Annotated in this window: 21 protein-coding genes; 17 read left to right on the top strand and 4 right to left on the bottom strand. The window is 69.1% G+C overall.

Features of this window, described 5'->3' with window-relative positions; translation table 11 throughout:
* The first annotated feature begins 40 nt into the window (after positions 1-40).
* The 10 genes from ACW5F0_RS12520 (at position 41) to ACW5F0_RS12475 (ending at position 9,081) form a co-directional block, all read left to right on the top strand.
* Positions 41-676: a nucleotide-binding protein gene (locus ACW5F0_RS12520; protein WP_456966071.1), complete on the top strand. Its 636-nt coding sequence runs from the start codon at positions 41-43 to the stop codon at positions 674-676.
* Between the two features lie 32 nt (positions 677-708).
* A complete protein-coding gene (locus ACW5F0_RS12515; RefSeq protein ID WP_456966072.1) occupies positions 709-1,197 on the top strand; it encodes a SixA phosphatase family protein in 489 nt (162 codons plus the stop codon).
* On the top strand, positions 1,194-1,763 hold the full coding sequence (locus tag ACW5F0_RS12510) for a YceI family protein (RefSeq protein ID WP_456966073.1): 570 nt from the start codon (positions 1,194-1,196) through the stop codon (positions 1,761-1,763). The genes ACW5F0_RS12515 and ACW5F0_RS12510 overlap by 4 nt, the downstream gene beginning before the upstream one ends.
* The gene (locus ACW5F0_RS12505) at positions 1,760-3,640 is read left to right on the top strand and encodes a phospholipase D family protein (protein ID WP_456966074.1); all 1,881 of its coding nucleotides are present in this window, start codon (positions 1,760-1,762) and stop codon (positions 3,638-3,640) included. Before ACW5F0_RS12510 ends, ACW5F0_RS12505 begins: the two co-directional genes overlap by 4 nt.
* 134 nt (positions 3,641-3,774) lie before the next feature.
* Positions 3,775-3,963, top strand: coding sequence for a hypothetical protein (locus tag ACW5F0_RS12500; protein WP_456966075.1), 189 nt, complete (start codon positions 3,775-3,777; stop codon positions 3,961-3,963).
* A gap of 79 nt (positions 3,964-4,042) precedes the next feature.
* The gene (locus ACW5F0_RS12495; protein WP_456966076.1) at positions 4,043-4,477 is read left to right on the top strand and encodes a hotdog fold thioesterase; all 435 of its coding nucleotides are present in this window, start codon (positions 4,043-4,045) and stop codon (positions 4,475-4,477) included.
* A gap of 51 nt (positions 4,478-4,528) precedes the next feature.
* The gene (locus tag ACW5F0_RS12490) at positions 4,529-5,329 is read left to right on the top strand and encodes a lysophospholipid acyltransferase family protein (protein WP_456999850.1); all 801 of its coding nucleotides are present in this window, start codon (positions 4,529-4,531) and stop codon (positions 5,327-5,329) included.
* A complete protein-coding gene (locus ACW5F0_RS12485) occupies positions 5,326-6,318 on the top strand; it encodes a YheT family hydrolase (protein WP_456966078.1) in 993 nt (330 codons plus the stop codon). The genes ACW5F0_RS12490 and ACW5F0_RS12485 overlap by 4 nt, the downstream gene beginning before the upstream one ends.
* 64 nt (positions 6,319-6,382) lie before the next feature.
* Positions 6,383-8,452 (top strand): tetratricopeptide repeat protein, encoded by a 2,070-nt coding sequence (locus ACW5F0_RS12480; RefSeq protein ID WP_456966080.1) that lies wholly within the window; start codon positions 6,383-6,385, stop codon positions 8,450-8,452.
* A gap of 17 nt (positions 8,453-8,469) precedes the next feature.
* Complete coding sequence (locus ACW5F0_RS12475; protein ID WP_456999849.1) at positions 8,470-9,081, top strand: YbhB/YbcL family Raf kinase inhibitor-like protein; 612 nt, start codon at positions 8,470-8,472, stop codon at positions 9,079-9,081.
* A 161-nt stretch (positions 9,082-9,242) separates the two neighbouring features.
* Here the strand turns inward: ACW5F0_RS12475 and ACW5F0_RS12470 are convergent, their stop codons facing one another.
* Complete coding sequence (locus ACW5F0_RS12470; protein ID WP_456999848.1) at positions 9,243-10,070, bottom strand: DUF4377 domain-containing protein; 828 nt, start codon at positions 10,068-10,070, stop codon at positions 9,243-9,245.
* 64 nt (positions 10,071-10,134) lie between these two features.
* A complete protein-coding gene (locus tag ACW5F0_RS12465; RefSeq protein WP_456966083.1) occupies positions 10,135-10,929 on the bottom strand; it encodes an undecaprenyl-diphosphate phosphatase in 795 nt (264 codons plus the stop codon).
* Positions 10,930-11,203: 274 nt separating this feature from the next.
* Between ACW5F0_RS12465 and glnA the strand changes: the two genes are divergently transcribed.
* The 5 genes from glnA (at position 11,204) to ACW5F0_RS12440 (ending at position 17,373) form a co-directional block, all read left to right on the top strand.
* Positions 11,204-12,613, top strand: coding sequence for a type I glutamate--ammonia ligase (glnA, locus tag ACW5F0_RS12460; RefSeq protein WP_456966084.1), 1,410 nt, complete (start codon positions 11,204-11,206; stop codon positions 12,611-12,613).
* A 363-nt stretch (positions 12,614-12,976) separates the two neighbouring features.
* On the top strand, positions 12,977-13,735 hold the full coding sequence (locus ACW5F0_RS12455; protein WP_456999847.1) for an N-acetylmuramoyl-L-alanine amidase: 759 nt from the start codon (positions 12,977-12,979) through the stop codon (positions 13,733-13,735).
* Positions 13,736-13,813: 78 nt separating this feature from the next.
* Entirely contained in the window at positions 13,814-14,614 is an 801-nt protein-coding gene (locus ACW5F0_RS12450; protein WP_456999846.1) for a hypothetical protein, read from the top strand.
* 71 nt (positions 14,615-14,685) lie between these two features.
* Positions 14,686-16,164 (top strand): DUF1254 domain-containing protein, encoded by a 1,479-nt coding sequence (locus ACW5F0_RS12445; RefSeq protein WP_456999845.1) that lies wholly within the window; start codon positions 14,686-14,688, stop codon positions 16,162-16,164.
* A gap of 66 nt (positions 16,165-16,230) precedes the next feature.
* Positions 16,231-17,373, top strand: coding sequence for a DUF1254 domain-containing protein (locus tag ACW5F0_RS12440; RefSeq protein ID WP_456999844.1), 1,143 nt, complete (start codon positions 16,231-16,233; stop codon positions 17,371-17,373).
* A 36-nt stretch (positions 17,374-17,409) separates the two neighbouring features.
* Here ACW5F0_RS12440 and ACW5F0_RS12435 read toward each other — a convergent pair whose 3' ends face one another.
* Together ACW5F0_RS12435 and ACW5F0_RS12430 are read right to left on the bottom strand one after the other, a co-directional pair.
* A complete protein-coding gene (locus ACW5F0_RS12435; RefSeq protein WP_456999843.1) occupies positions 17,410-19,596 on the bottom strand; it encodes a patatin-like phospholipase family protein in 2,187 nt (728 codons plus the stop codon).
* 81 nt (positions 19,597-19,677) lie between these two features.
* The gene (locus ACW5F0_RS12430) at positions 19,678-20,472 is read right to left on the bottom strand and encodes a hypothetical protein (protein ID WP_456999842.1); all 795 of its coding nucleotides are present in this window, start codon (positions 20,470-20,472) and stop codon (positions 19,678-19,680) included.
* Positions 20,473-20,741: 269 nt separating this feature from the next.
* On the opposite strand from ACW5F0_RS12430, the gene ACW5F0_RS12425 reads away from it, so the two are divergent.
* Together ACW5F0_RS12425 and ACW5F0_RS12420 are read left to right on the top strand one after the other, a co-directional pair.
* Positions 20,742-22,358, top strand: coding sequence for an ATP-binding protein (locus ACW5F0_RS12425; protein ID WP_456999841.1), 1,617 nt, complete (start codon positions 20,742-20,744; stop codon positions 22,356-22,358).
* On the top strand, positions 22,355-22,981 hold the full coding sequence (locus ACW5F0_RS12420; protein WP_456999840.1) for a response regulator: 627 nt from the start codon (positions 22,355-22,357) through the stop codon (positions 22,979-22,981). Before ACW5F0_RS12425 ends, ACW5F0_RS12420 begins: the two co-directional genes overlap by 4 nt.
* Positions 22,982-22,989: the final 8 nt, after the last annotated feature.

Below are 22,989 nucleotides of genomic sequence, written 5' to 3'. Positions count from 1 at the left end.
CCTCGACTGCCGTACGTTGGCGAACGTGACCGGAGGGCGCATGAAGACAGTGCTGGTGGCCAGTTCCAAGGGCGGTGCGGGAAAGACCACGATCGCGACCCACATCGCCGCGCACGCCGCGGTCGAGGGCCTGCATACGGCGATCATCGATGCCGATCCGCAGCAGTCCTCCACGCGCTGGGCGGAACGCCGTGCCGGGCTGGACGCCGCGGTACTGCCGATCGCCGGCGCCAGCCGCGCGAAGACGGCGTGGAAGTCGCTCCCCGAGGACACCCAGCGCGTGGTGATCGACGCCCCGGCCGGGGCGATGGCGGCGGACCTCGAACACTGGCTTGAACACGCCGACGCCGTGGTGGTGCCGGTGCAGCCTTCGGCGCTGGACCTGGACGCCACGGTGCCCTTCCTCAATACCCTGGCCCAGCATCACCGCGTCCGCCGCGGCGACCTGCGCGTGGGCCTGGTGGCCAACCGCATGAAGCCCTGGACGAATGCGTCGCAGGCCACGCTCGAGCTGCTCGACCAGTGGCCCTATCCGGTGGTGGCCTCGCTGCGCGACAGCCAGGCCTACATCCTGCTCACGGGACTGGGCCGGAGCATGTTCGACTATCGTTCGGCCCAGGTGCGCAAGCACCAGGAAGACTGGGCGCCGCTGCTGAAGTGGCTGCGCAAGGCGTGACGGGCCCACGGAACGGCATGGAGGATCGCGCGATGGAAAACGACACCAGGGACATCCTGCTGCTGCGCCATGCCCACGCCGAGGCGGCAGGGCCCGGCCATGCCGACATGGACCGGCCGCTGTCGCCGGAAGGCCAGGCCGAGGCCGAAGCCGCCGGCCGCTGGCTGCTCGAGCAGAAGCTGTTGCCCGACCAGGTGCTGTATTCGCCTTCGCGACGCACCCGCGAAACGCTGGAGGCGGTGCTGGGCGTGATCGGCTATGTCGACCAGCGCCTGGAACCGGCGATCTACGACGCCACCGCGGGCACGCTGGCGGCGCTGGCCGACCAGCACCGCGACGTCGGGCGGCTGATGATCGTCGGCCACAATCCGGGACTCGAGCGCCTCGCCGCGCTGCTGCACAGCGGCCAGTCGGGCGATTACCGGGGCATGCCCCCGGGGGCGGTCGCGGTGCTGCGGCTGCAGGTGGGTGCCGAGGTCGAACCCGGCGCGGCCATGCTCGTCGACTTCTGGTGGCCGTGAGCCGTGCCGGCCTGCACGCCTGCGTACTCGTGGTGGTCGCCTTGCTGGCGGCCGCGGCCCCTGTCCGCGCGGCCGAGATCGACCCGCTGCGGTCCGAGGTTGGATTCAGCCTCGTCACCCGCTGGGGCGAGGTGGTCGACGGCCGCTTCCCGGTCTTCGATGGCCGCCTGAGCGACCTCGGCGACGGCCGCCAGCAGGTCTGGCTGTCGCTGTCGGCGACCGACGTCGAGATCCTCGGCAACCTGCGCCACACGCACCTCACGCGCGGCAAGGGTTTCTTCGAGTCCGAGCGCTATCCGACCATCACCTTCGTGTCCGACCCTTTCGTTCTCGCGCTGCTGGTGGATGGCGGCGCGCTGCCCGGCGTGCTCCAGATCCGTGACGTGCAGCAGCGGGAGGTGTTCACGATGCTGCCTTCGGCCTGCAGCCGGCCGGCGGTGGACTGCCCGGTGCTGGCCGCGGGCATCATCGACCGCGCCGACTACGGCATGACCCGCTGGAGCTTCGCGATCGGCCGCAAGGTCCGCTTCCAGCTGCGCATTCGCGCACAGGGCGGCGTGGAGTGACGATGCGGGCACGACTGCTGGTTCTCGCCTGGTTGCTGCTGGCCGGCGGCGGCTGCGCGCTGACCCCCGAGCAGGGTGCGGCTGCGACGCGCATCGCGGACGAGGCGCGCTCGGTGCTGGTGGACTGCGCCCGCGAAGACGCCTGCGCCACCCCGTCGCCGCTGCGCACCCTGGGTGTCGACGCGCTCGCGGCCAGCGCGCCCGATGCGCCGCGCCACCACGCGCTGATCCTCGACTACGGCCAGGACGCCCTGCTGGCGCGGCTGAGCATGGTGCGGTCGGCGCAGCACAGCGTGGACGTGCAGACCTACATCTTCGACGAGGACGACGCCGGCCACATGTTCCTCGACGAGCTGCTGGCGGCGGCGCGGCGCGGCGTGACGGTGCGGGTGCTGGTGGACCAGCTCTCGGCGCTGCGCGAGGTCGAGACCCTGGCGGCGCTGGCCGGCGCCCACGTCAACTTCGAGATGCGCATCTACAACCCGGTGCTCGGGCGCGCGCGCATCAACTATCCGCAGTACGTGCTGGCGGCGGCCTGTTGCTGGCGCCGGCTCAACCAGCGCATGCACAACAAGTTGCTGCTGGTCGACGGCGTGGCCGGCATCACCGGCGGCCGCAACTACCAGGACAGCTATTACGACTGGGACCCGGAATACAACTTCCGCGACCGCGACCTGTATGTCGCCGGCCCGGTGGTGGCGGAGATGGCCGCAAGCTTCGAGCTGTACTGGGACGCGCGACTGACCCGCAGCCTGCCGGGCCTCTCGGATGTCGGCCGCCTGCTGCTGCGCGACGGCGTGCCGGAACTGCCGCACGAACCCTTCACGCTGCCGGCCCGGGTCGAGCGGATCTCGCGCGACGCCGACGACGCGATGCTGGTCGGCGCGCTCGCGGCCCAGTCGCTGCCGGTGGGGGAGGTGGTCTTCATCTCCGACCTGCCGCAGAAGCACCGCGCCGGTCATGACGAGGTCGCGCCGTCCACGCGCGGGTTGCTGGAGCTGATCGAAGGGGCGCAGGAGGAGATCCTGCTGCAGACGCCCTACCTGGTGCTGTCGCCCTCGGCGCAGGACCTGTTCCGCCAACTTCGGCAGCGCGAGGATCCGCCGCGGGTGCTGGTGTCGACCAACAGCCTGGCGGCCACCGACGCCTTCATCACCTATGCGCTGTCGTACAAGTACAAGCGCCGCCACTTGCGCGAATTCGGCTTCGAAATCCACGAGTTCAAGCCCTTTCCGCAGGACGCGCCGATCGACGTCGAGGCGACCGGCACCGTGGATCTGGGCGATGCCGGCGCGGCGCAGGCCGACGAAGGCCGCTCGCGGCCGCGGCCGCTGGAGCGCGAGTACTCGGCGCTGCGCTGGTCGGGCTTCTCCGCGCACGACCGCGTGCCGCTCAAGCGTGGCGGCGTGCGCTTCGGCCTGCACGGCAAGTCGCTGGTGGTGGACGAGCGCATCGGCGTGGTCGGCACCCACAACTTCGATCCGCGCGGCGACAACTACAACACCGAGAGCGCGGTGGTGATCGAGGACCCCGCCTTCGCGCAGGCGCTCGCGGCCAGCATCCGCCGTGACATGGCGCCCGCCAACGCCTGGACCATCGCCCCGCGCGATCGACCGGTGGTGCTCTCCGGTCTCGACTACTCGCTGGGCAAGGTTTCGGAATCGCTGCCGGTGTTCGACCTCTGGCCCACGCGCTATGCCACCAGCTACGAGTTCCGCCCCGGCCCCGACTGCCCCGAGCCGCCGTCGATCCGTGACCCGCACTTCCGCGCGTGCCACGAGCCCGTGGGCGACTTCCCGGAGGTCAGCATCGGCTTCCGCAGCCTGCTGACGCGCATCTTCACCGCCTTTGGCGCCGGGCTCGCCCCGATCCTCTGAACCTCCTTCCGGATGACCGTTCGTCGGCAGGACCGCCGAAACGGGCGATCATGACCTTTGACCTATTGCAGTAGGCGGGTGGTGTAGTAGTCTACCAACACACCAAGCCACACCCCCCAGCAAAGGACACCGCCATGTACCGCACCGACTCCAACGCCCTGGTCGCCCCCGCCGCCTCCACCGCCACCAGCCGCAATGCAGCGCTCCCCTCTCGCTACCCGTCACGCGATTTCGGCACCGGCTACGGCCGCAGCAGTGGCTACGCCGCCGCCCACCGCTACGCCCCGGCCAGCCAGCCGATCGCACGCTTCCGCCTGGTCTGATCGATGCTGTTTGACCCGGGGGGGAACCGAACCTAGGCTGGCGCGCCCCTGCCGCCAGCCCGGGAACCGGAATCCCCTCATGAACACCCCGACTTCGATCTTCCGCCAGCGCCTGGACCTGGCCGCCCTCAACACCCTGTCCAAGGGCACCGCGATCGAAGCCCTGGGCATCGAGTTCATCGATATCGGCGACGACCATCTCGTCGCGACCATGCCGGTGGATGCCCGCACCCTGCAGCCCCATGGCCTGCTCCACGGCGGCGCCTCGGTGCTCCTGGCAGAAACCCTGGGCAGCAGCGCCGGCAACATGTGCGTCGCCCAAGGCGAGGTCTGCGTCGGCATCGAGATCAACGCCAACCACGTCCGCGGCGTGCGCGATGGCCGCGTCACCGGCACCGCGCGCGCGCTGCACGTCGGGCGCAGCACCCAGGTCTGGGAGATCCGGATCGAAGACGCCCGCGGCCGCCTGGCCTGCATCTCGCGACTGACCCTGGCGGTGGTGCCGGCGGCCTGAGCGTCTGTCCGCTGCTACCCGGGCCCGGGGCCATCCGGTATCGTTCCGGCCATGCGTTCCCCCCATGTCCACACCACGCCCGCCGGCGACCGCCTGGCGCGCGCGGGCCGTTATGCGCTGCGCGTACCGATGCTGCTCTGGCACGCGCTGGTGCACCTGCCGCTGGTGATGATCGGCCTCATGCTGCCCAGCGATCGCATCGACCTTGGCGGCGAAAGCCTGCGCGCCCGCCTGGTCCGTTCCTGGCAGGGCGGCCTGTTGCGGATCTTCGGCCTGCACACGCGCCGCCTGGGCACGCCGCTGCCCGGCGCCACACTGTTCGTGGCCAACCACGTCAGCTGGATGGACATCTCGGCGCTGCACAGCCAGCGGATGATGGGCTTCGTCGCCAAGCAGGAGATCGAAGGCTGGCCGCTGGTCGGGCGCATGGCCCGCCGCGGCGGGACCATCTTCCACGCGCGCGGCAGCCAGGAATCGCTCGGCGGCGTGCTGGACGTGATGATCGCGCGGCTGCGCACCGGCCAGTCGGTGGGCGTGTTCCCGGAGGGACGCACCCGCGACGGCAGCGAGGTCGGGCCGTTCCATGCCCGCATCTTCATGGCCGCGGTGGAGACCGGTGTGCCGGTGCAGCCGGTGGCGCTGCGCTATGGCGCCGGCGGCGAGGCCCAGCGCGATGTCGCGTTCTGGCCGCGGGAGCACTTCCTCGGCAACTTCCTGCGCCTGCTCGGCGAGCCCTCGCGGGTTGCCGAGGTGGTGTTCCTGGAGCCGGTGATGCCGGGCGAGGCCGAGGGCCGCGCGGCGATTGCCAGGGTCGCCCGCGAGCGCATCGTCGCCGCCCTGCAGGGGCCGTGAGTCCGGCGCACGCCAGCGGCTACCGTCCGCCGCGCTGGCTGCGCAACCCCCACGTGCAATCGGTGCTGGCCGGCAGCCTGCCGCGCCGGCGCAAGGGCCTGGCCGCGCTGGCCGCCGCCGGCGCGCGGACGCAGCAGTTGATCGTCGATGGCGGCAACGGCGTGCGCCTGATCGGCCTGCACACCGGGCTGCCGGGCGTGGAGCCGCGCGGCATGGCCCTGCTGCTGCACGGCTGGGAGGGCAGCGCCGAATCGGCCTACGTCTGCCTGGCCGCGGCCGGCTTCCTGGCGCGCGGCTACGACGTGTTCCGGCTCAACTTCCGCGACCACGGCGACAGCCACCACCTCAACCCCGACATCTTCCATTCCGCGCGCATCGATGAAGTGGTGCACGCGGCGCTCGACGTCGCCACCCGCATGCCGCGCCCGCGGCTGGTGGTGGCCGGGCATTCGCTGGGCGGTAACTTCGCGCTGCGCCTGGCGCTGCGGGCGCCCGCGGCCGGCCTGCCGCTGGATGCGGTGGCGGCGGTGTGCCCGGTGCTTGATCCGGCGCGCACCATGGAGGCGATGGAGCGGGGGCTGCCGCTGTACGTACGCCACTTCGAGCGCAGCTGGCGGCGGTCGCTGCTGCGCAAGCGGGAACTGTTCCCCAGCCATGTCGGCTTCGACGACGCGGTGCTGCGCCTGCGCATGCGCGAACTCACCGAGTGGCTGGTGCTGCGGCACACCGACTTCGGCAGCCTGGAAGGCTACTTCGACCGCTACTCGATCGCCGGCGACCGCCTGGCCGGCCTCACGATCCCGACCTCGATCCTGACCAGCGCCGACGATCCGGTGATCCCGGTGGAGGGCTTCCACCAGCTGGTCTTGCCGCCCGCGGCGCAGCTGGAGCTCGCGCAGTGGGGCGGCCACTGCGGCTTCATCGAAGGCCCGCGACTGGGCGGCTACGCCGAGCGCTGGGTCGCCGCGCAGCTGGCCGGCGCCAGCTGAGGCGCGTCGACAGCAAGCTACAATCCGGGTTTTCGGCGCGCCGCGCCGGCAGGACAGCCTCTTTATGCAAGAACAGATCCTCGATGCGCTGCGCGGCGGCGATACCGAAGCCGCCCTGGATGCAGCACGCGCCTTTGCCGCCGAGGCTCCCGGCAATGTCGAAGCGCAGCGCATGCTGGCGCTGGCGCTGCGCGTCAGCGGCGATCTCGAGGCGGCTCGCAACGCGGTCCTCGTCGCCATCGCGCTGGCACCCGACGACGCCGACCTGCACATGGAACACGCCAGCCTCCAGCTCGGCATGCGCGACCCGGAAGCGGCGCAGCAGGCGCTGCGGGCCACCGTGGGCATTGACCCCAACCATTTCGCTGCCTACGCCACGCAGGGGCACTTGGCCCTGGCGCGCGGCGACCTCGCCGAAGCCGAGCGCCAGGTCCGGCTGGCCGAGCGGGTGGAGCCGGAGCACCCCGCGCTACAGGCGCTGACGGGCATGATCGCGCTACGTCGCGGCAACGGTGCCGCCGCGGTCGCGCAGCTGTCCGCGGCCGCGCAGCGGGCCCCCGGCGATGCGCTCACGCTGCAGTCGCTGGCCTTTGCGCATTTCCACGAGGGCCATTTCGCCTTTGCCGAGCAGGCCTTCCGCAAGCTGCTGGAGATCTCGCCGCCAGGCAGGGACGCCCGCCTCATGATCGCGCTCCTGCAGGAGCGCCAGGGGCGCCCACGGGACGCCATCGACGAACTGGCGCCGCTGCTGGCCGACACGGCCACCGCCACGCCCCAGGTCCGGCGCTTTGCCGGCGAGCTCGAGCTCGTGGCGGACCGGCCGGCGCGTGCGCTGGAACACCTGCGCGAGGCGTTCTCCGCGCTGCCGGGCGAACCCCGCGCCACGACCGCGATCGTCGAGGCCTGGCGGCGCCTGGGCGCTGTCGACGAAGCGCGGGCGATGCTTGACGCGGCGCTCGCGACCGCGCCGGACAACGACGGCCTGTGGCGCGCGCGCCTGGTCTTCGACCCGTTCGGCGAGGCCGCCGGCAGGCTGATCGAACGCTGGCGCCGGCACAGCCCCACGTCGATCAATGCCCTGGATGCGGAGATGGCCTTCCATGCCAGCGAAGGGCGACCGTCGGACGTCGCGGCCGCGGCGCACGCGCTGCTGGAACTCGCCCCGGGCCATTTCGGCGCCGAGGTGCGGCTGGCGGACGCGCTGCTCGAGACCGATCCTGCACAGGCGCTGCGGCGCATCGAGTCGGTGCTTGGGCGCGAAAACCTGCGCCCGGAAGCGAAGGCGACGTTTGAAGTGCGCCTGGGCCTGGCGCGGCACCGCACGGGCGATTTCGCCGGCGCGCTGGCGCATTGGAACCGGCCCGACGCAGCGGCTCCCGGCAATCGCCTGCCGCTGCCCGAGGCCACCCCTGCGCCGGCCGAATGGCCCGAAGCCGCGGCCCCGGCACCCGACGCCCCGCCGGTGGCGTTCCTGCTGGGCCTGCCGGGCGGGCTGTCCGAGCGCGGTGCGCAACTCCTGCGCCCCGTGCCGACCTTCCGCGACGACCGCGTCGGCGGCTCGCCACCGGCCGATGTCTTCCAGGACATCGGTTCCTGGACGGGCGTCGCCGCCGGCAAGCTCGATGCACCAACGGTGATCAACACCTGGCGCGCCGCACTGCCGCGACGCGGCATCCGTGGCGCGGTGATCGACTGGCTGCCGTGGTGGGACAACAGCTACACCTCGGTGGTGCGCGCGGCGTTGCCCGAGGCGCGGCTGCTGGTCATGCTGCGCGACCCGCGCGACATGCTCATGGACTGGATCGCGTTCGGCGCCAGCACGCCGTTCACGGCGGGGACGCCGCAGGCCGCGGCCGACTGGCTGGCCGTCGCGCTCGCCCAGATCGCCACGCTGCATGAACTCGACCTGGTGGCCCACCACCTGCTGCGCGTCGATGACATCGCCGACGACCCGCCGGCGATGTCCGCCCGGATGGGTGAGGCGCTTGGCGTCAAGCTGCCAACGCCGCCACGCGGCCTCTTCGGCAACCCGCGCTTCAGCGCCGGCGCGTGGCGCAGCTATGCCGACCTGCTTGCCGGACCGTTCGCGGCGCTGGCGCCGGTGGCGCGCCGCTTCGGCTATCCGGACGCCTGACCCCGAGGAGCACGACCATGCACGTCACAAGCGAGAGCTTCGCCCACGGCCAGCCGATCCCCGCCGGGTTCGCCTTCGGCGCGCCCGACGGCCTGGGCGGCAACCGCAACCCGCAGCTGTCCTGGGGCGACGCGCCCGACGGCACGCGCTCGTTCGCGCTGCTGTGCATCGATGCCGACGCGCCCACGGATCCGGCGCTGGCCGCGGACGACGGGACCGACATCCCGGTCGACCATCCGCGCGGCGACTTCGTGCACTGGGCGATGGTGGACATCCCGCCGCAGGTCACCGCGATCGCCGCCGGCAGCTGCAGCGAGGGCGTGACCAAGGGCGGCAAGCGCGCGCCGGCCGGTCCGGCCGGCACGCGCCAGGGCCTGAACGACTACACCGGCTGGTTTGCCGCCGACGCCGACATGGCCGGCGATTGGCTGGGCTACGACGGTCCGTACCCGCCGCCGCACGACCTGCGGGTGCACCGCTATTTCTTCCGGGTGTTCGCGCTGGACGTCGAGCGGCTGGAGCTGCCGGAACGGTTCACCGCCGGCGACGTGCTGCGGGCAATGCAGGGCCATGTGCTGGCCGAAGCCGCCACCTGGGGCAGCTACAGCCTGCACGCTTCCCACGCCTGAGACGACTGCACCAGCGACCTGTGGGAGCAGCCATCGCAGCTATAGCTGCTCCCACACCGGCCACCTGTGGGAGCAGCTATAGCTGCGATGGCGACGGACCCCGTCGCTGCGACAGCCCCTCCCGCAGGAGGATCCGGCCGCCGCTGCCTCGCGACTCCCGCCTATTCGGCGGCAGCCACCTGCTCCTGCTCCACCACCATGTCGAGCACGTGCACCACGGCCGATGCGTCGGCCGGCACGTTCTGGCGCTGGTAGCGGTCCAGGCGCAGCACCGTGCGCACGCCGGGCGTGTGTTCGAAGCCTTCGATCTCTTCGTACATCGGCCCCCATTCGCCGCTGCCCTGCTTGAGGCCGCTGTCGTCGTAGTGGATCTCGCGGACCTGCAGGCAGCGATACTCGGGCATCAGAGGATGGTGGCAGTCGACGCGCTCGGCGGCGACTTCAAGGAACACGCGCTCGGGCTCGCCGCCGTGGCGGGTGCGCGCGGTCGGCGCGCCGATAAAGACCAGGCGGTCGCCCAGGCCGTTGGTGAGCGCAAGCCGCGGTGGCTCGCCGCCGTCGAGCGCGAGCGCATGGCTGCCCGACAGCCGGGTGTGGGCCTCGCGCTCCATCGCCATCAGTGGTTCCGCGCAGGCCATCTGGGTGCTCACCATCGGGCCGAAGGCGACGGCGTCGGCTTCCAGGTTGAAGTCGCCGCCCATGCGGTTGCAGGCGTTGGACACCGAAATCCGGCCGTCGGCGAAATCAAGCTGCAGCGCGGCGTCGGTGTTCGCGAAGAGGGCGTCGATGCGGCTGCCATCGGCGGCCGTCGCGGCGTCGAGCTGCCAGTGGTGGGCGCCGAGCATGGCCGCGAGGTCCGGTGCGGGCGCGGTGCCGGGCGCCGCCGGGGCCGCGGCGGGCGAGGGTGTCGCGGGGGGCGCGGCGTCGTTGGTGCCGGGCGAACAGGCGGCCAGCGCGAGCGGCAGGACAAGTGCGAGCAGTGGCTTCATGGTGTGACTCCGGGGCAGGGACCTGGGTTAACGCGCAATGCGCGGGAACGGGGTTGCGTGGACCTCAATCGCCCACCGGCAACCACAGCAGCAGCGCCGCGCCGAGCAGGATGCGATACACCGCGAATCCGGTGAACCGGTGGTGTTCGATGTAGCCGAGCAGCCATTTGACCACCATGAAGCCGGTGATCGTGGCCGCGGCGAAGGCGATGCCGACGTCGGCCCAGGCTTCGCCGCCCAGCCCGCCGTCCATCGCGAGCTCGAGGAAGGTGTAGGCACTGGCCGCGAACATGGTCGGGATGCCGACCAGGAACACGAATTCGGCTGCGTCCCGGCGCCGGCTCAGGCCGGCGAGCATGGCGATGAAGATCGCCGCCGCCGAGCGCGAGGTGCCCGGGAACACGCCCGCCAGCACCTGCGCCAGGCCGACCAGGATGGCGATCGTCCAGGTGACGTCGGTGCCGTCGGGGCGGCGTTCGGCCAGGCGTTCGGCGACGATCATCCACACGCCGCCGATCACCAGCGCCCAGGCGATCGGCGTGACCGTCTCCGGCAGCTCCCAACCCAGCAGCCGCACCGGCAGGCCGACCGCGGCGGTGACCAGGAAGGCGACTGCGAGCTTCATCGCGTAGTCGCGGTTGCGGGCGTCGCCCAGGCCCGTCACCAAGGCGGTGATGCGCTCGCGGAACACCAGGGTGATGGCGAGGATCGCGCCGGCCTGGATGACGATGTTGAAGAAGTCCGAGCGCGCGCCCAGCCAGCGCTGGGCGATCAGCAGGTGGCCGGTGCTGGAGATCGGCAGGAACTCGGTCAGGCCTTCAAGGATGCCCAGGAGCAGGGCGGCCAGCGGGTCGGTCATCGGTCAGGATCCAGGCGGTGGTCGTGCTGTGGGTGGGGAGGATGGCCACAGGCCGGGCGGCCGCGGCGATCAACGCGGCAGCATAGCCGATGCCCTGGCCGCACCCGTTTGGTGCGATATATCTTGGATCCGCACCTGATTGGTGCAGTGCGGGGCTGCCGTCCCGGTCTGCCCCAAGGAATTCAATCACCTGGGGCATGGCACGGCGCTTGCGATACTTCCTCCCCGACACCCGGGCGCGCCCGGGACCCATCCTTGAGCACCGGAGCCCTCCATGTCCCTCGACACCGTTGAAAAGCTGATCAAAGACCACCGGGTCGAATTCGTCGACCTGCGCTTCTCCGACATGCGCGGCGTCCAGCACCACGTCACCTACCCGGTGTCGGTCATCGAGCCGGCGTTGTTCGAGGACGGCAAGATGTTCGACGGCTCCTCGATCGGCGGCTGGCGCGGCATCCACCAGTCGGACATGGTGCTGCTGCCCGATCCCGGCACCGCCTTCCTGGATCCCTTCACCGCTGACCCGACGATGGTGCTCACCTGCGACGTGCTCGATCCGACCACGATGCAGGCCTACAACCGCGATCCGCGCGGCATCGCGCGTCGCGCCGAGGCCTTCCTCAAGTCCAGCGGCATCGCCGACCAGGCCTTCTTCGGCCCCGAGCCCGAGTTCTTCATCTTCGATTCCGTGCGCTATGCCAACGACATGGGCCACACCTTCTTCCACGTCGACTCCGAAGAAGCCGCGTGGAACTCCGGTCGCGAGTACGAGGGCGGCAACACCGGCTATCGGCCCGGCGTGAAGGGTGGCTACTTCCCCGTGGCGCCGCTGGACTCGCTGCACGATATCCGCGCCGAGATGTGCAAGACGCTGGAGCAGGTCGGCATCGAGATCGAAGTGCATCACCACGAAGTCGCCAACGCCGGCCAGTGCGAGATCGGCACCAAGTTCAGCTCGCTGGTGCAGAAGGCCGACGAACTGCTGACCACCAAATACGTGGTCAAGAACGTCGCCCACCGCAACGGCAAGACCGCGACCTTCATGCCCAAGCCGCTGGTCGGCGACAACGGCAGCGGCATGCACGTGCACCAGTCGCTGGCGAAGGGCGGGACCAACCTGTTCTCCGGCGACGGCTACGGCGGCCTGAGCCAGACCGCGCTGTGGTACATCGGCGGCGTGTTCAAGCACGCGCGCGCGATCAACGCCTTCACCAACGCGAGCACCAACAGCTACAAGCGCCTGGTGCCGGGCTTCGAGGCGCCGGTGATGCTGGCGTACTCCGCGTCCAACCGCTCCGCGTCCTGCCGCATCCCCTACGTGTCCAATCCCAAGGCGCGCCGTGTCGAGTTCCGCTTCCCCGATGCGATGAACGCCGGCTACCTGACCTTCACCGCGCTGATGATGGCGGGCCTGGATGGCATCCGTAACCAGATCGACCCGGGCGGCCCCAGCGACAAGGACCTCTACGACCTGCCGCCGGAAGAGGCCAAGGGCATCCCGACCGTCTGCCACTCGCTCGACCAGGCGCTGGAAGCGCTCGACGCCGACCGCGAGTTCCTCAAGGCGGGTGGCGTGATGAGCGACGACTTCATCGACGCGTACATCACGCTGAAGATGAAGGAGGTCACTGCGTTCCGCTCGGCGACACATCCGTTGGAATACCAGATGTATTACGCGATCTGACGCGGGGCGCTGGGGCGCCGAGGTGCCGGGGGCCAAGGCCCTTGAGTGCTCATGTCCCCCGGCGCTGGCCTGCGGCCATCGCCTCCTCCTTCACTTCGCTCTCAAGGGCCTTGGCCCCCGGTGCGCAGCAATACGCAGTGGCCCCAGGAGCAAAGCCGGTATCCCGCGCACCTGCAGCAACGCCGAGCCCCGTCGTGGCCGGGAGGCCTTCGCGGGGAAGTAAAGGAGGAGGCATCCGCCGCCAGGCGGATGCCGGGGGACATGAGCCGCGAAGGCCTCCCGGCCGCGGCGGGGCCCCTCAGGTCACGGCGCCGCTTCTTCCGCCACCTTGCATTGCCTGGCCATCAGAGGTTCGATTGCCGCATGAACGTCAAACCCCTTGCGGCAGTCCTTTGCCTTGCCCTGCTCGCCGGTTGCGCCCACCAGCCGCCTCGCAATCCGATGGCGACCTGGGTGCCGTCGCCCAACCACGACGAACGACGCCCGGTCGTCATCGTCCTGCACTACACCGAGCAGGACTCGGTCGAGCAGAGCCTGCACACCCTGCGCACGCGCAACAGCGGCGGGCCGGTGAGCTCGCACTACCTGGTTGGCGATGACGGTGCGATCTACCAGCTCGTCGCTGACGGCCACCGCGCCTGGCACGCCGGCGGCGGCCGCTGGGGCACGATTACCGACCTCAACTCGGCATCGATCGGCATCGAGATCGACAACAACGGCCGCGAGCCTTTCACCGAGCCGCAGGTGCAGGCGCTGCTGCGCCTGCTCGACGACCTGTGCGAACGCCTGCGCATCCCGCGCAGTCAGGTGATCGGCCATTCCGACCTCGCACCGTCGCGCAAGATCGACCCGGGTGCGCTGTTCCCGTGGAAGCGGTTGGCCGAGGCCGGGTTCGGAATCTGGCCGGCCGACGATGCACCGCCGGCGCCGGAAGGCTTCGATGCCATGCGCGCGCTGCGGCTGGTGGGCTACGACACCACGGATACCGGGGCCGTGGTCCGTGCGTTCCGGCTGCGCTTCCGCGGTGATGCGCAAACCGTCCTCGACGAAGAAGACCTGCGGATCCTGCATGCGCTGACGCTTCCCGGCGGGGCCGGCCTGGCGCCGCAGCGCGCGGACTGACGCGCCCGCCCGGTACCGAGGCGGGACTCAGTATTTCTGCTTAGCGCGATCTGCGCTTTCCCCGGATATGTATCGCGAATGGGCGGTGGCAGACTCGATCCGCACCTCCTCTCCGAGCATGCGGGGTACGGCATGGCATCGCGCTTTCGAAAGCTGACCGCCCTTGCGGCCGTCGCAATCGCCTCCATCGCCCTGGCATGCCCCGCTGCGGCCGAAGAGTGGTCATGGGCCGTCCAACCCTACGCCTGGGCATCGAGCATCCAGACGGACCTGCGCACCGAACTGCCGCCGGTAGCCGGCTCCTCGGAAATGGAGTTCCGCGACATCCTCGACAAGCTCGATGGTTCGCTGCAGCTGCACGTCGAGGGCGGCGGCGCGCGCCACGGCCTGTTCCTCGACTTCACCTATCTGGGGATTTCCGACTCCACCCATCGCAGCTTCGCCGACTACGAGGCGGATCTCGATACGCGGCTGTTCGAAGCCGCATGGGTCTGGTCGCCCGGCGGCAGCAGGCTGGAGGGGCTCGATCTTTTCGGAGGCCTGCGGTATCTCGACGCCGACCTGAAGCTCGTGATCGAGCCGCTCAACCCGGCCTTGGACCGTCACGTCGTGGACGTCGGCAAGAACTACCTCGATGTCATGGCCGGCGGGAGGTACAGCTGGGTCCTCAGCGAGCGATGGCGGCTGACGGCACGCGCGGACGGGTCGTTCGGCGACACCGAGGACGCATGGAACGCCAGCCTCATCGCGCAGTACCGCACGTCCAACGGAGCGTGGGTAGTCGGCTACCGGCACCTGGAGATCGCCATCGAAGACGGCGGCGCGAAGGTGGACCTGGCCATGAGCGGCCCGCTCTTCGGATACGCATTCGTTTTCTGAGTCCGCGTTGGCAAGACCAGGGCGCGCGGGTCCCATGGCAACCAGGAGGGTGTGAGATGGACGCTGACACGATGAACCCCGCCGGCACCCGGACGGGATCCGCACGCCAGCGGCGCGTCGCAGGAATTGCGGCGACGCTGCTCATGGGCGCGATGGTCGCCACTGCGCTGGCCGGATGCGCGAGCGGTGCGCCCACCCGCGCTTCGAAAGCATCGGCACCAGCGGCTTCCATCGATGCCGCGGTCTACAGGGAGGCGTACGTCTACGGCTATCCGATGGTCGACAACTACCGGGTGATGTACTCGTACTTCGTCGACCGGAACGATCCGGAATACAAGGGGCCCTGGAACGAAGTCCACAACATCGCCCGCGTGTTCACGCCACAGGACAAGGCGATCCAGACCCCGAACTCGGACACGCCCTATTCCTTCCTGGGCGCAGACCTGCGCCGCGAGCCGCTGGTGCTCAGCGTGCCGGCAGTGGACGGCGACCGCTACTACGCGCTGCAGTTCATCGACCTCTATACCCACAACTTCGCTTATGTGGGCAGCCGCGCCACCGGTAACGCGGCCGGCCGCTATCTGCTGGCCGGGCCTGGTTGGGAAGGGGGCGTGCCCGACGGCGTGGACTCGGTGATCCGTTCGGAGACCGAGCTGGCGCTCGTGCTCTACCGCACCCAGCTGCTCGGCCCCGACGACCTCGCGGGCGTGCAGGCGGTCCAGTCCGGCTTCAGCGTGATGCCGTTGTCCGCGTATGCCGGCGTCGACCCACCGCCGGCGCCGCCCGCAATGCAGTTCCAGCGCCCGCTGATGGCAGAGGCGCAGAAAAGCTCGCCGGAGTTCTTCGGCGTGCTGAACTTCCTGCTCCAGTTCGCCCCCACGCACTCGAGCGAAGTCGCGTTGCGGGAGCGGTTCGCCGCCGCGGGCATCGCCCCCGGACGACCATTCGACGCGTCCGGGATCCCGCCGGAGCAACTGGCGGTCGTGGAGCAGGGCATCGCAGACGCCTGGGTCGGGTTCGCCGCTTTCAAGGCTGTCGAGATCGACACCGGCAAGCACAACAGCGCGGACGGATTCGGAACCCGCCAATTCCTCGGCAACGACTACCTGGTACGGATGACATCCGCGGTTCTGGGGATCTACGGCAATTCCAAGGAGGAGGCGGTCTATCCGGCCTACTTCACGGACGCGGACGGCGTGCCGTTGAATGCGTCCGGCAATCGCTACACGATGCACTTCGGGCCAGGCGGCCTGCCGCCGGTGAATTCGTTCTGGTCGATCACGATGTACGAGCTTCCGAGTCGCCTGCTGATCGACAACGGGATCGATCGTTACCTGATCAACTCTGCGATGGTCCCCGACCTGGTCCGTGATGCGGACGGCGGCATCACGATCCACGTGCAGAAGGATTCGCCAGTGGCGGAGAGGCAGGCGAACTGGCTGCCGGCACCGGACGGTCCCTTCTTCATGGTGCTGCGGGCGTACTGGCCGAAGCCGGAGATGCTGGATGGGCGCTGGAAGCAACCGCCGGCTGTGCGCGCGGCCGACTGACCTCCCGACCGACCGCTACGTGGCCGGCCGGACCGATGGCATGACCTCTTTCCAGGGAGCAGAAACATGAACAAGCGCAAATTGATCCGGGTGTCATTGGCGATCACGGTTGCGGCGGCGCTCGCAGCTTGTGCCGAGCGCGCGGCCCCCGAAGAGGCGGTCGTGGCTGCTCCGCCCCCTGCTGTAATGGAACCGCAGGCGGCGGCCGGGGTGCCCGACCTTTCGGACGAGGCGTTCTGGGTCCGCAATGCGGACGGCAGGGTGCTCGTGACGCCGGACAATTTCATCCGCGCCGAATCGAACCTGTACATGGCGGGCCAAGCGAAGGTCGGTGCCTTCGGACAGTTCCAGCACACCCGCGTCCCGGCGCCCATCGACAGCCAGAACATCATCCGGCTGAACCGGGACACGGTCTATTCCTCAGCGGTCTTCGATCTCGACGCCGGTCCCGTGGAGCTGACCCTGCCGGATGCGGGGGAGCGCTTCCTCTCGGCGATGCTGATCAATGAAGACCACTTCAACCGGGAGGTCTACTACGAGCCAGGGACGTACACGCTCACCCGTGATGGCGTGGGCACCCGCTACGTCATGGTCGGCGTGCGGATCCTTGCCGACCCCGATGATCCGGAGGACATGCGGCAAGCCAACGCGCTGCAGGACGCGATCACCGTGAGCCAGCCCGGCGGGCCGGGACGCCTGGAGGTGCCCGAGTGGGACATGGCCAGCCAGGAACAGGTGCGCAATGCGCTGCTCGCGCTGTCCAGCACGCTTCCCGACCTGCGGTATGCGGCGGGGCCGGGCCCGGCGTCGGTGGATCCCGTGCGCAGGCTCATCGCCGCGGCCTCCGGCTGGGGTCTCAATCCCGACAAGGACGCGATCTACCTCAACGTGTTCCCGGAACGCAACGACGGAAAGGCGGTCTACCTGCTCGACGTTGCCGATGTGCCGGTCGACGCGTTCTGGTCGGTCAGTGTCTACAACCGCGAGGGCTACTTCGAGAAGAACGACCTGGACGCCTATGTGGTGAACAGCGTGACCGGGGAGAAGTCGGCCGACGGGTCGATTTCCATCCAGTTCGGCGACTGCACCGCGGGCACCCCCAACTGCCTGCCCATCAGCGACGGCTGGAACTACATGGTGCGGCTGTACCGTCCGCGCAGCGAGCTTCTCGACGGCACGTGGTCCTTCCCCGACGCCCGCGCGCGCTGAAGATCGTGCCGGGCCCGCGGGCCCGGCACGGTGTCATCAGAACGGCTTCCCCAGTTCCAGGAACGCCGCGCCCTCGCCGCCCTCCCGCAGCCCGTACCCGAACACAAGCGGGCCCAGCCAGGAGTCGAAACCGATGTAGATGCTGCCGTTGAGGATGCCGTTGTCCCACGCCATCATCGAGCGCCGTTCCCAGGCATTGCCGAATTCCAGCGTCATGCCGACGATGGCCGAGCGGCTGAAGAGCTCGGCGAGCTGGAAGCTGTAGCCCGCGGAGACGATGGCGTAGTGCTGCCCGGTCAGCTCGTTGTAATGGAAGCCGGACAGCCTGCCCCGTCCACCGAGGCGATAGCGCTCGTGCAACGGCGCGAGGCCGGAAATCGTGCTGTGGTACTCCCCTCCGAACTGGAACGCATGGCGGTTGGCGGCATGCGCGACGATGAAGTCGAATCCCGCCTGCTCGTAGGGTAGGTCGCTCCCGAGCGACTCGACCGCGGAGTCATAGCGGAGCGATGCGTAGTAGCCCGAGCGGGGAAAGAACAGGCTGTCCAGGCGGTCGACGGTCGCAATCGCGAACCAAGCGCCGGTGTCGGAATCGAATTCGCGCAGCAGCGGCGAGCCGATCTCCACCTCGGCCCGGCCGTGCGAGCGCCTGATCCCGGCGGACAGCGCAGCATGGTTGCCGAACTCGCGCGCAAGCAGCAGCTCGCCGCCCCAGGTCCGTACGTTGTACGTTGCCAGCTTGTTCCCGCTGTCGCCGTAGAGGTGGACGTTGGGGCTGCTGTACCCGATCGCCGCATAGGCCTGATACCGGCCGCGTGCGTCGAAGGGATGAAAGTACTCGAGCTTGATCCCGGGTTCGGTGCCGATGTCGGTGATCAGGCGGGCCTCGGCGCCATGGGGCGACACAGGCGAGAACAGCAGCGCGGCACGGAGGTTGCTCTCGTGGTTGCCGGAGAAGTCCACGCCCGTGCGCAGCCCGACCTGGAGGTAGTTGGGGCCGTGCGTCTTTTCCCGCGCCCGCACGATGATGCCGGTGCGGCCGTCGTCCTCCGCGACCTCGTATGTGATGCTGGCCAGGGTCCCGAGGCTGTAGGCGCGCAGCAGTTCGTCCTCGATCGTCCCGGGCCGCAGGGGCTTCCCGATCCAGTCGTCGGCGTCCCGGACCAGCACGTCGTCCGCATAGGGCGTGGTGTTGTCGATGGTGACGAACTCGACGACCACCCCGCCCGGGCGACGGGCCTGCCTTTGCACCAGGTGTGACGCGTACCGGGCTTCGTCGATGCCGAGCGTGGCCAGCCGGCCGTGCGCGTCGCGTGCGGCCTCCGCACCAATCCTCAGGGCGGCATCGGCCTTGTCGAAGTCGGCGGTCGCCACCTCGGTGCCCAGTCCGGGGACGATGAGCACGTCCCCGGTGCCGAGCGCGGTGATGCTCTCCGCGGCGTTGCGCGTGGTCAGCATGGTGGTCAGCTGGGAGACGACGGCCAAGGCGCTGGCATCGGTGCCGTGGACGGTCAGCGGCGTGCCCACGTCGACCGCGATCACGATGTCCGCACCCATGGCGCGCACGACCTCGACCGGAACCTGGCTGGCAAGGCCTCCGTCGAGCAGGATGCGGTCGTCGATTTCCACTGGCCGGAAGATGCCGGGCAGCGACATCGACGCGCGCATGGCCATGGCCAGGCTGCCACTGCCGAGCACCACGGCCTCGCCCGTGTTGAGGTCGGTCGCGGTTGCGCGGTAGGGAATGGGCAGCAGGTCGAAGTCGTCTATCGCACTGACCGCGAGCGTTTCCTTCTCGAACAGCGCGAGGATGCGCTGGCCCTGCAGCAGGCCCGGGGCGACCTGGAGGTTGCCGCGGCGCAGGCCCAGGCCGACCGTCGCCAGGCCCAGGCGGTCGTCCTGTTTGCGGCGGAAGGACTGCTCCCTGCGTTCGAGCGTGTCGTCGAACAGGCGCTTCCAGTCCATGCCCGCGACCAGGGCCTCGAGCTCGTCCACGGTATGACCCGACGCATACAGCCCCCCCACCAGCGCGCCGATGCTGGTGCCGGCAATGCAGTCCACCGGGACCTGCAGTTCTTCGAGCTTCCTCAGGATCCCGATGTGGGCAATGCCGCGCGCGCCGCCGCCGCCGAGCGCCAGGCCGATCGATGGCCGGCTTCCGTCCGGTGATGCGCAGGGTGCTTCCGTGGCCTTCGCCGCATGGACGACGCCTGGAGCGATCATGCCCAAGGCACCGGACAGGCACGCAGTCATGCAAACGCCGAACCATGCAGTCCGACCGATACGATCATTCATGGCGCGGCCCTAGAACCCGAGCACCTTGAAGCCGACCTCGATGCTCCAGTCACCCGGCCGGTCGCTTCCGCCCAGCAGCGTTGGCTTGATATAGACCTGCCCCAGCCCTCCGAACATGGGGCCGACGGCGGTGCCCATGGTGACCGCCAGGCTGGGGAATCGCCTGTCGTTTTCCCAGTCAAACGTCAGCGACGGATCGATGGTGACGAACAGCTTCGGGTTCGCGAGCCTGGGGACGTAGTAGAAGTCGAGCGACGTCGTGTTGACATGCGTCCTGCCGCTGTCGCCCCCGAGGTCGATGCTGTGGACGATTGCCGGCGCGAAGATGCCTCTGCGCAGGAACTTCGCGTAGATGAAGGTGCCCTTGTAGACGTTCCTCCCGGTTCCGAGCTCGGGCCGCGACGCGGTGTCGAACACCAGTTCGCCCTGCACGACCATGCCGCGCTGCGGAGTCAGTCCGAAGACGTGCGTACCCATGATCGAAACATCGCCGAGTCCGAAGCCTCTGTTGCCAAGCACATCGTTGCGCACTGCCGGCACGCGCAGGCGTACGCTGGAATGATCGCCATCGCCGAATGGAATGGTCAGGTCGAATCGCGGCGCGTGCCGTGAACCGCCGGGCGCGAGATCGTTGTATTCGTAGGCAAGCACGGCGGTGGTGGTGAGCCGCGTCGGGTCCGTTCCGTTGTTGGCTTCGCCGTCCGCGGCAGCGGCCGACGCCTGCACGCCGGCGGAGGCGAGTAACGCGGCCAGGATGCGTCCTGGCGTCGGTCCGGCACGGGATGCAAGCGATGCTGGCGGCATGGTGACCTCGCACGGGTGTTGGGATCGACTGCATCCGTTGTCCTGTTTTGAAGGTTCCATTTCGGTCCAAGACAGTCAATGAAGTAAAAGGCCGACGCAGGGCTAGGTATTAATGCCGACTGGCTTCGTTGCGGAACCAGGGCGCGCACAGCGTCTCAGTAGAAACACCGAGATATTTGCCGCCTTGAGTTCAAGTGGAATGAACGCGAGAATCGCATCCGGGGATCCGCCGCCATGGACTGCCTTGCGACGCAAGGACAGGGAGGCGTATGTCGGCACGAGAAGCCCGGGAGATCGCTGGTCTGGGGATGCCACGCCGCAGCGGTCGGGCGTGGATCTGGTGTTTGCTTGCCGCCGGCGGATTTCTCGCCGGTCTTGCGGGGCAGGTGCTTGCCCACGTTCTGCTGGTGGAGCCGGCGGAAATCACGGCGATCTGGGTTCCGGGCGGTCTCCTGCTCGCGTTCCTGGTCTTGCGTCCGCCCCGGGCCTGGCCCGCGTTCGTCGCGGGCTTCATTGCCGGCGGAACATTGGCCTTTTCCATCCGCAACGGCATGGTGCTCGTGCCGTTCGTGGGCTACCTGTGGATCAGTGCATGCATCGTGTCCGGTGCACACATGGTCAGGGTCCCGCCTGGACAGCAGGACATGCTCCCCACGATCAGGGACCTGGGCAGGTTCGTGGTCGTCATCGTCATCGGTGTGTCCTCTTCCTGCGCGCTCGGCTTCGTAGGACTGGTGGGACTGATCAGGGACGATGTTCCGCTGCCGCGCCTGTGGATGCTGAGTTCAGCGGCTTATGCGGTCGGCTTCATGCTGATCACGCCGCTGGCGGTGGGGATCGCACGTTCAGGCTTGCCACCGTGGCGCGGAATCCGTTCGAGCGCGCTCACGTTCCTGTTGTTGACGGTGATCCTGTGGGTGGTGTCGATCCTCGTCTGGCACGGCGTGCCCGCCAACGTCAGCAGCCTTCCGCTGCTGCTGTTCGCCCCGGTGCCGCTGCTGATGCTGGCGGCCTTCCAGTTCGGACGGCTGGGGCCGAGCATGGGCCTGGCCGTTGCATTCATCCCGGCGATCATCATTTCGGTCGCGCTCGACCGGGTCGACATGTTCGAGACCGATCTCATCAACAGCTACATCATGCAGATGTGGGCCCTGGCTTCCGGGGTGCTGGTGCACGCACTGGCGATCCAGGCGCGGGAACGCAACGAGATGCTGGAAAGGCTCCTGGCCCAGGGCAAGAAGAACCGGAGCCTCGCGGCCCGGATCATCCAGAACCAGGAGGAGCAGAGCGTCAGGATCTCCCGGGAGCTGCACGACGGGGTGAACCAGAAGCTGACGCTGTACTCGATCGCGCTCAGCACGGTGGCGGGCAGGGTGCCGGCCGAGGTGCGTCCGACGCTCGAGGACATGAGGAGGTCGATCCGCGAGCTGATGGATGAGGTCCGCAACATCTCGCACAACCTGCATCCTGCCGTGCTTGAGCACGCCGGGCTGCCGGGCGGGATCGACGAGCTGGCGCGGAGTGCCGAAGGCTGCTGGGGCGGGACGGTGCTGGTCAGGAGCCAGATCGATCCTTCAGCGACCCGCCTCGGGCCGGAGCAGACGCTTTGCATGTACCGCGTCGCGCAGGAATCCGTGCGCAATGCGATGGAACATTCCGGCGCGGACGTCATCAGCATCGTGCTGCTCGCACGCGGAGCGCAGTGGCGCCTACATCTGACGGACAACGGCTGCGGATTCGATGTGGATGCCGCCAGTGCCGCCAGTGCCGGCAGGGGTCTTGGCCTGGTCAGTATGAAGGAGCGTGTCACCGCGGTGGACGGCCGGTTCCGCATCCGGTCCAGGCCTGGCAAGGGCACCTGCGTGAGCGTGGAGCTGCGCGCATGACCCCCGAGCATCGTCCGCGCGTCCTCTTGGCCGACGATCACCTGATGGTCGCCGAAGGCATCGCCGGACTGGTGGCGGAAAAGTGCGAACTGCTCGAAATCGTGTCCGATGGACATGCACTGTTCGAACGCGCGGTTGAGCACGCCCCGGACCTCATCATCACCGACGTGTCCATGCCCGGCTGCAGCGGCATCACCGCTGTCCGCAATCTCAACAGCGCGGGCTACAGGATCCCGGTCATATTCATGACCGTGCACACGGAACCGGCCATGGTGCGCGAAGCCATCCTGGCGGGCGCGCGCGGGTATGTGCTCAAGGCGGCTGCGGGCGAGGAGCTGCTGAAGGCGATCGAAGAGGTCGTCAACGATCGCGTGTATGTGAGTCCGGAAGTCTGGCCTTGGGTGTCGGGACAGGAAGCGGTCCCGAAACTGACCCCCATGCAACTGCGTGTCCTGCAGTTGCTCTCGAGCGGCCTCCGTTCGCGCGAGATCGCGGTCACCCTGCGCATATCCATCAGAACGGTGGATTCCCATCGCTATTCGATCATGCGGGCCTTGGGTGCCACCAACAGCGTGTCCCTCGTCCGCGAGGCCGGGCGGCTGGGCCTGCTCCTGCACATGTAACGATGGAA

It is taken from the genome of Luteimonas sp. A534 (assembly GCF_054072805.1).
Note: the sequence above shows the minus strand (reverse complement) of the source record. Positions and strands in the feature narration are given on the sequence as shown.

Bases quoted from the DNA above. Each gene is read 5' to 3' on its own strand.
- ACW5F0_RS12520 (WP_456966071.1), top strand. From the start codon at position 41: ATGAAGACAGTGCTGGTGGCCAGTTCCAAGGGCGGTGCGGGAAAGACC.
- ACW5F0_RS12515 (WP_456966072.1), top strand. From the start codon at position 709: ATGGAAAACGACACCAGGGACATCCTGCTGCTGCGCCATGCCCACGCC.
- ACW5F0_RS12500 (WP_456966075.1), top strand. From the start codon at position 3,775: ATGTACCGCACCGACTCCAACGCCCTGGTCGCCCCCGCCGCCTCCACC.
- ACW5F0_RS12495 (WP_456966076.1), top strand. From the start codon at position 4,043: ATGAACACCCCGACTTCGATCTTCCGCCAGCGCCTGGACCTGGCCGCC.
- ACW5F0_RS12490 (WP_456999850.1), top strand. From the start codon at position 4,529: ATGCGTTCCCCCCATGTCCACACCACGCCCGCCGGCGACCGCCTGGCG.
- ACW5F0_RS12480 (WP_456966080.1), top strand. From the start codon at position 6,383: ATGCAAGAACAGATCCTCGATGCGCTGCGCGGCGGCGATACCGAAGCC.
- ACW5F0_RS12475 (WP_456999849.1), top strand. From the start codon at position 8,470: ATGCACGTCACAAGCGAGAGCTTCGCCCACGGCCAGCCGATCCCCGCC.
- ACW5F0_RS12470 (WP_456999848.1), bottom strand. From the start codon at position 10,070: ATGAAGCCACTGCTCGCACTTGTCCTGCCGCTCGCGCTGGCCGCCTGT.
- ACW5F0_RS12465 (WP_456966083.1), bottom strand. From the start codon at position 10,929: ATGACCGACCCGCTGGCCGCCCTGCTCCTGGGCATCCTTGAAGGCCTG.
- glnA (WP_456966084.1), top strand. From the start codon at position 11,204: ATGTCCCTCGACACCGTTGAAAAGCTGATCAAAGACCACCGGGTCGAA.
- ACW5F0_RS12455 (WP_456999847.1), top strand. From the start codon at position 12,977: ATGAACGTCAAACCCCTTGCGGCAGTCCTTTGCCTTGCCCTGCTCGCC.
- ACW5F0_RS12450 (WP_456999846.1), top strand. From the start codon at position 13,814: ATGGGCGGTGGCAGACTCGATCCGCACCTCCTCTCCGAGCATGCGGGG.
- ACW5F0_RS12445 (WP_456999845.1), top strand. From the start codon at position 14,686: ATGAACCCCGCCGGCACCCGGACGGGATCCGCACGCCAGCGGCGCGTC.
- ACW5F0_RS12440 (WP_456999844.1), top strand. From the start codon at position 16,231: ATGAACAAGCGCAAATTGATCCGGGTGTCATTGGCGATCACGGTTGCG.
- ACW5F0_RS12435 (WP_456999843.1), bottom strand. From the start codon at position 19,596: ATGATCGCTCCAGGCGTCGTCCATGCGGCGAAGGCCACGGAAGCACCC.
- ACW5F0_RS12430 (WP_456999842.1), bottom strand. From the start codon at position 20,472: ATGCCGCCAGCATCGCTTGCATCCCGTGCCGGACCGACGCCAGGACGC.
- ACW5F0_RS12425 (WP_456999841.1), top strand. From the start codon at position 20,742: ATGTCGGCACGAGAAGCCCGGGAGATCGCTGGTCTGGGGATGCCACGC.
- ACW5F0_RS12420 (WP_456999840.1), top strand. From the start codon at position 22,355: ATGACCCCCGAGCATCGTCCGCGCGTCCTCTTGGCCGACGATCACCTG.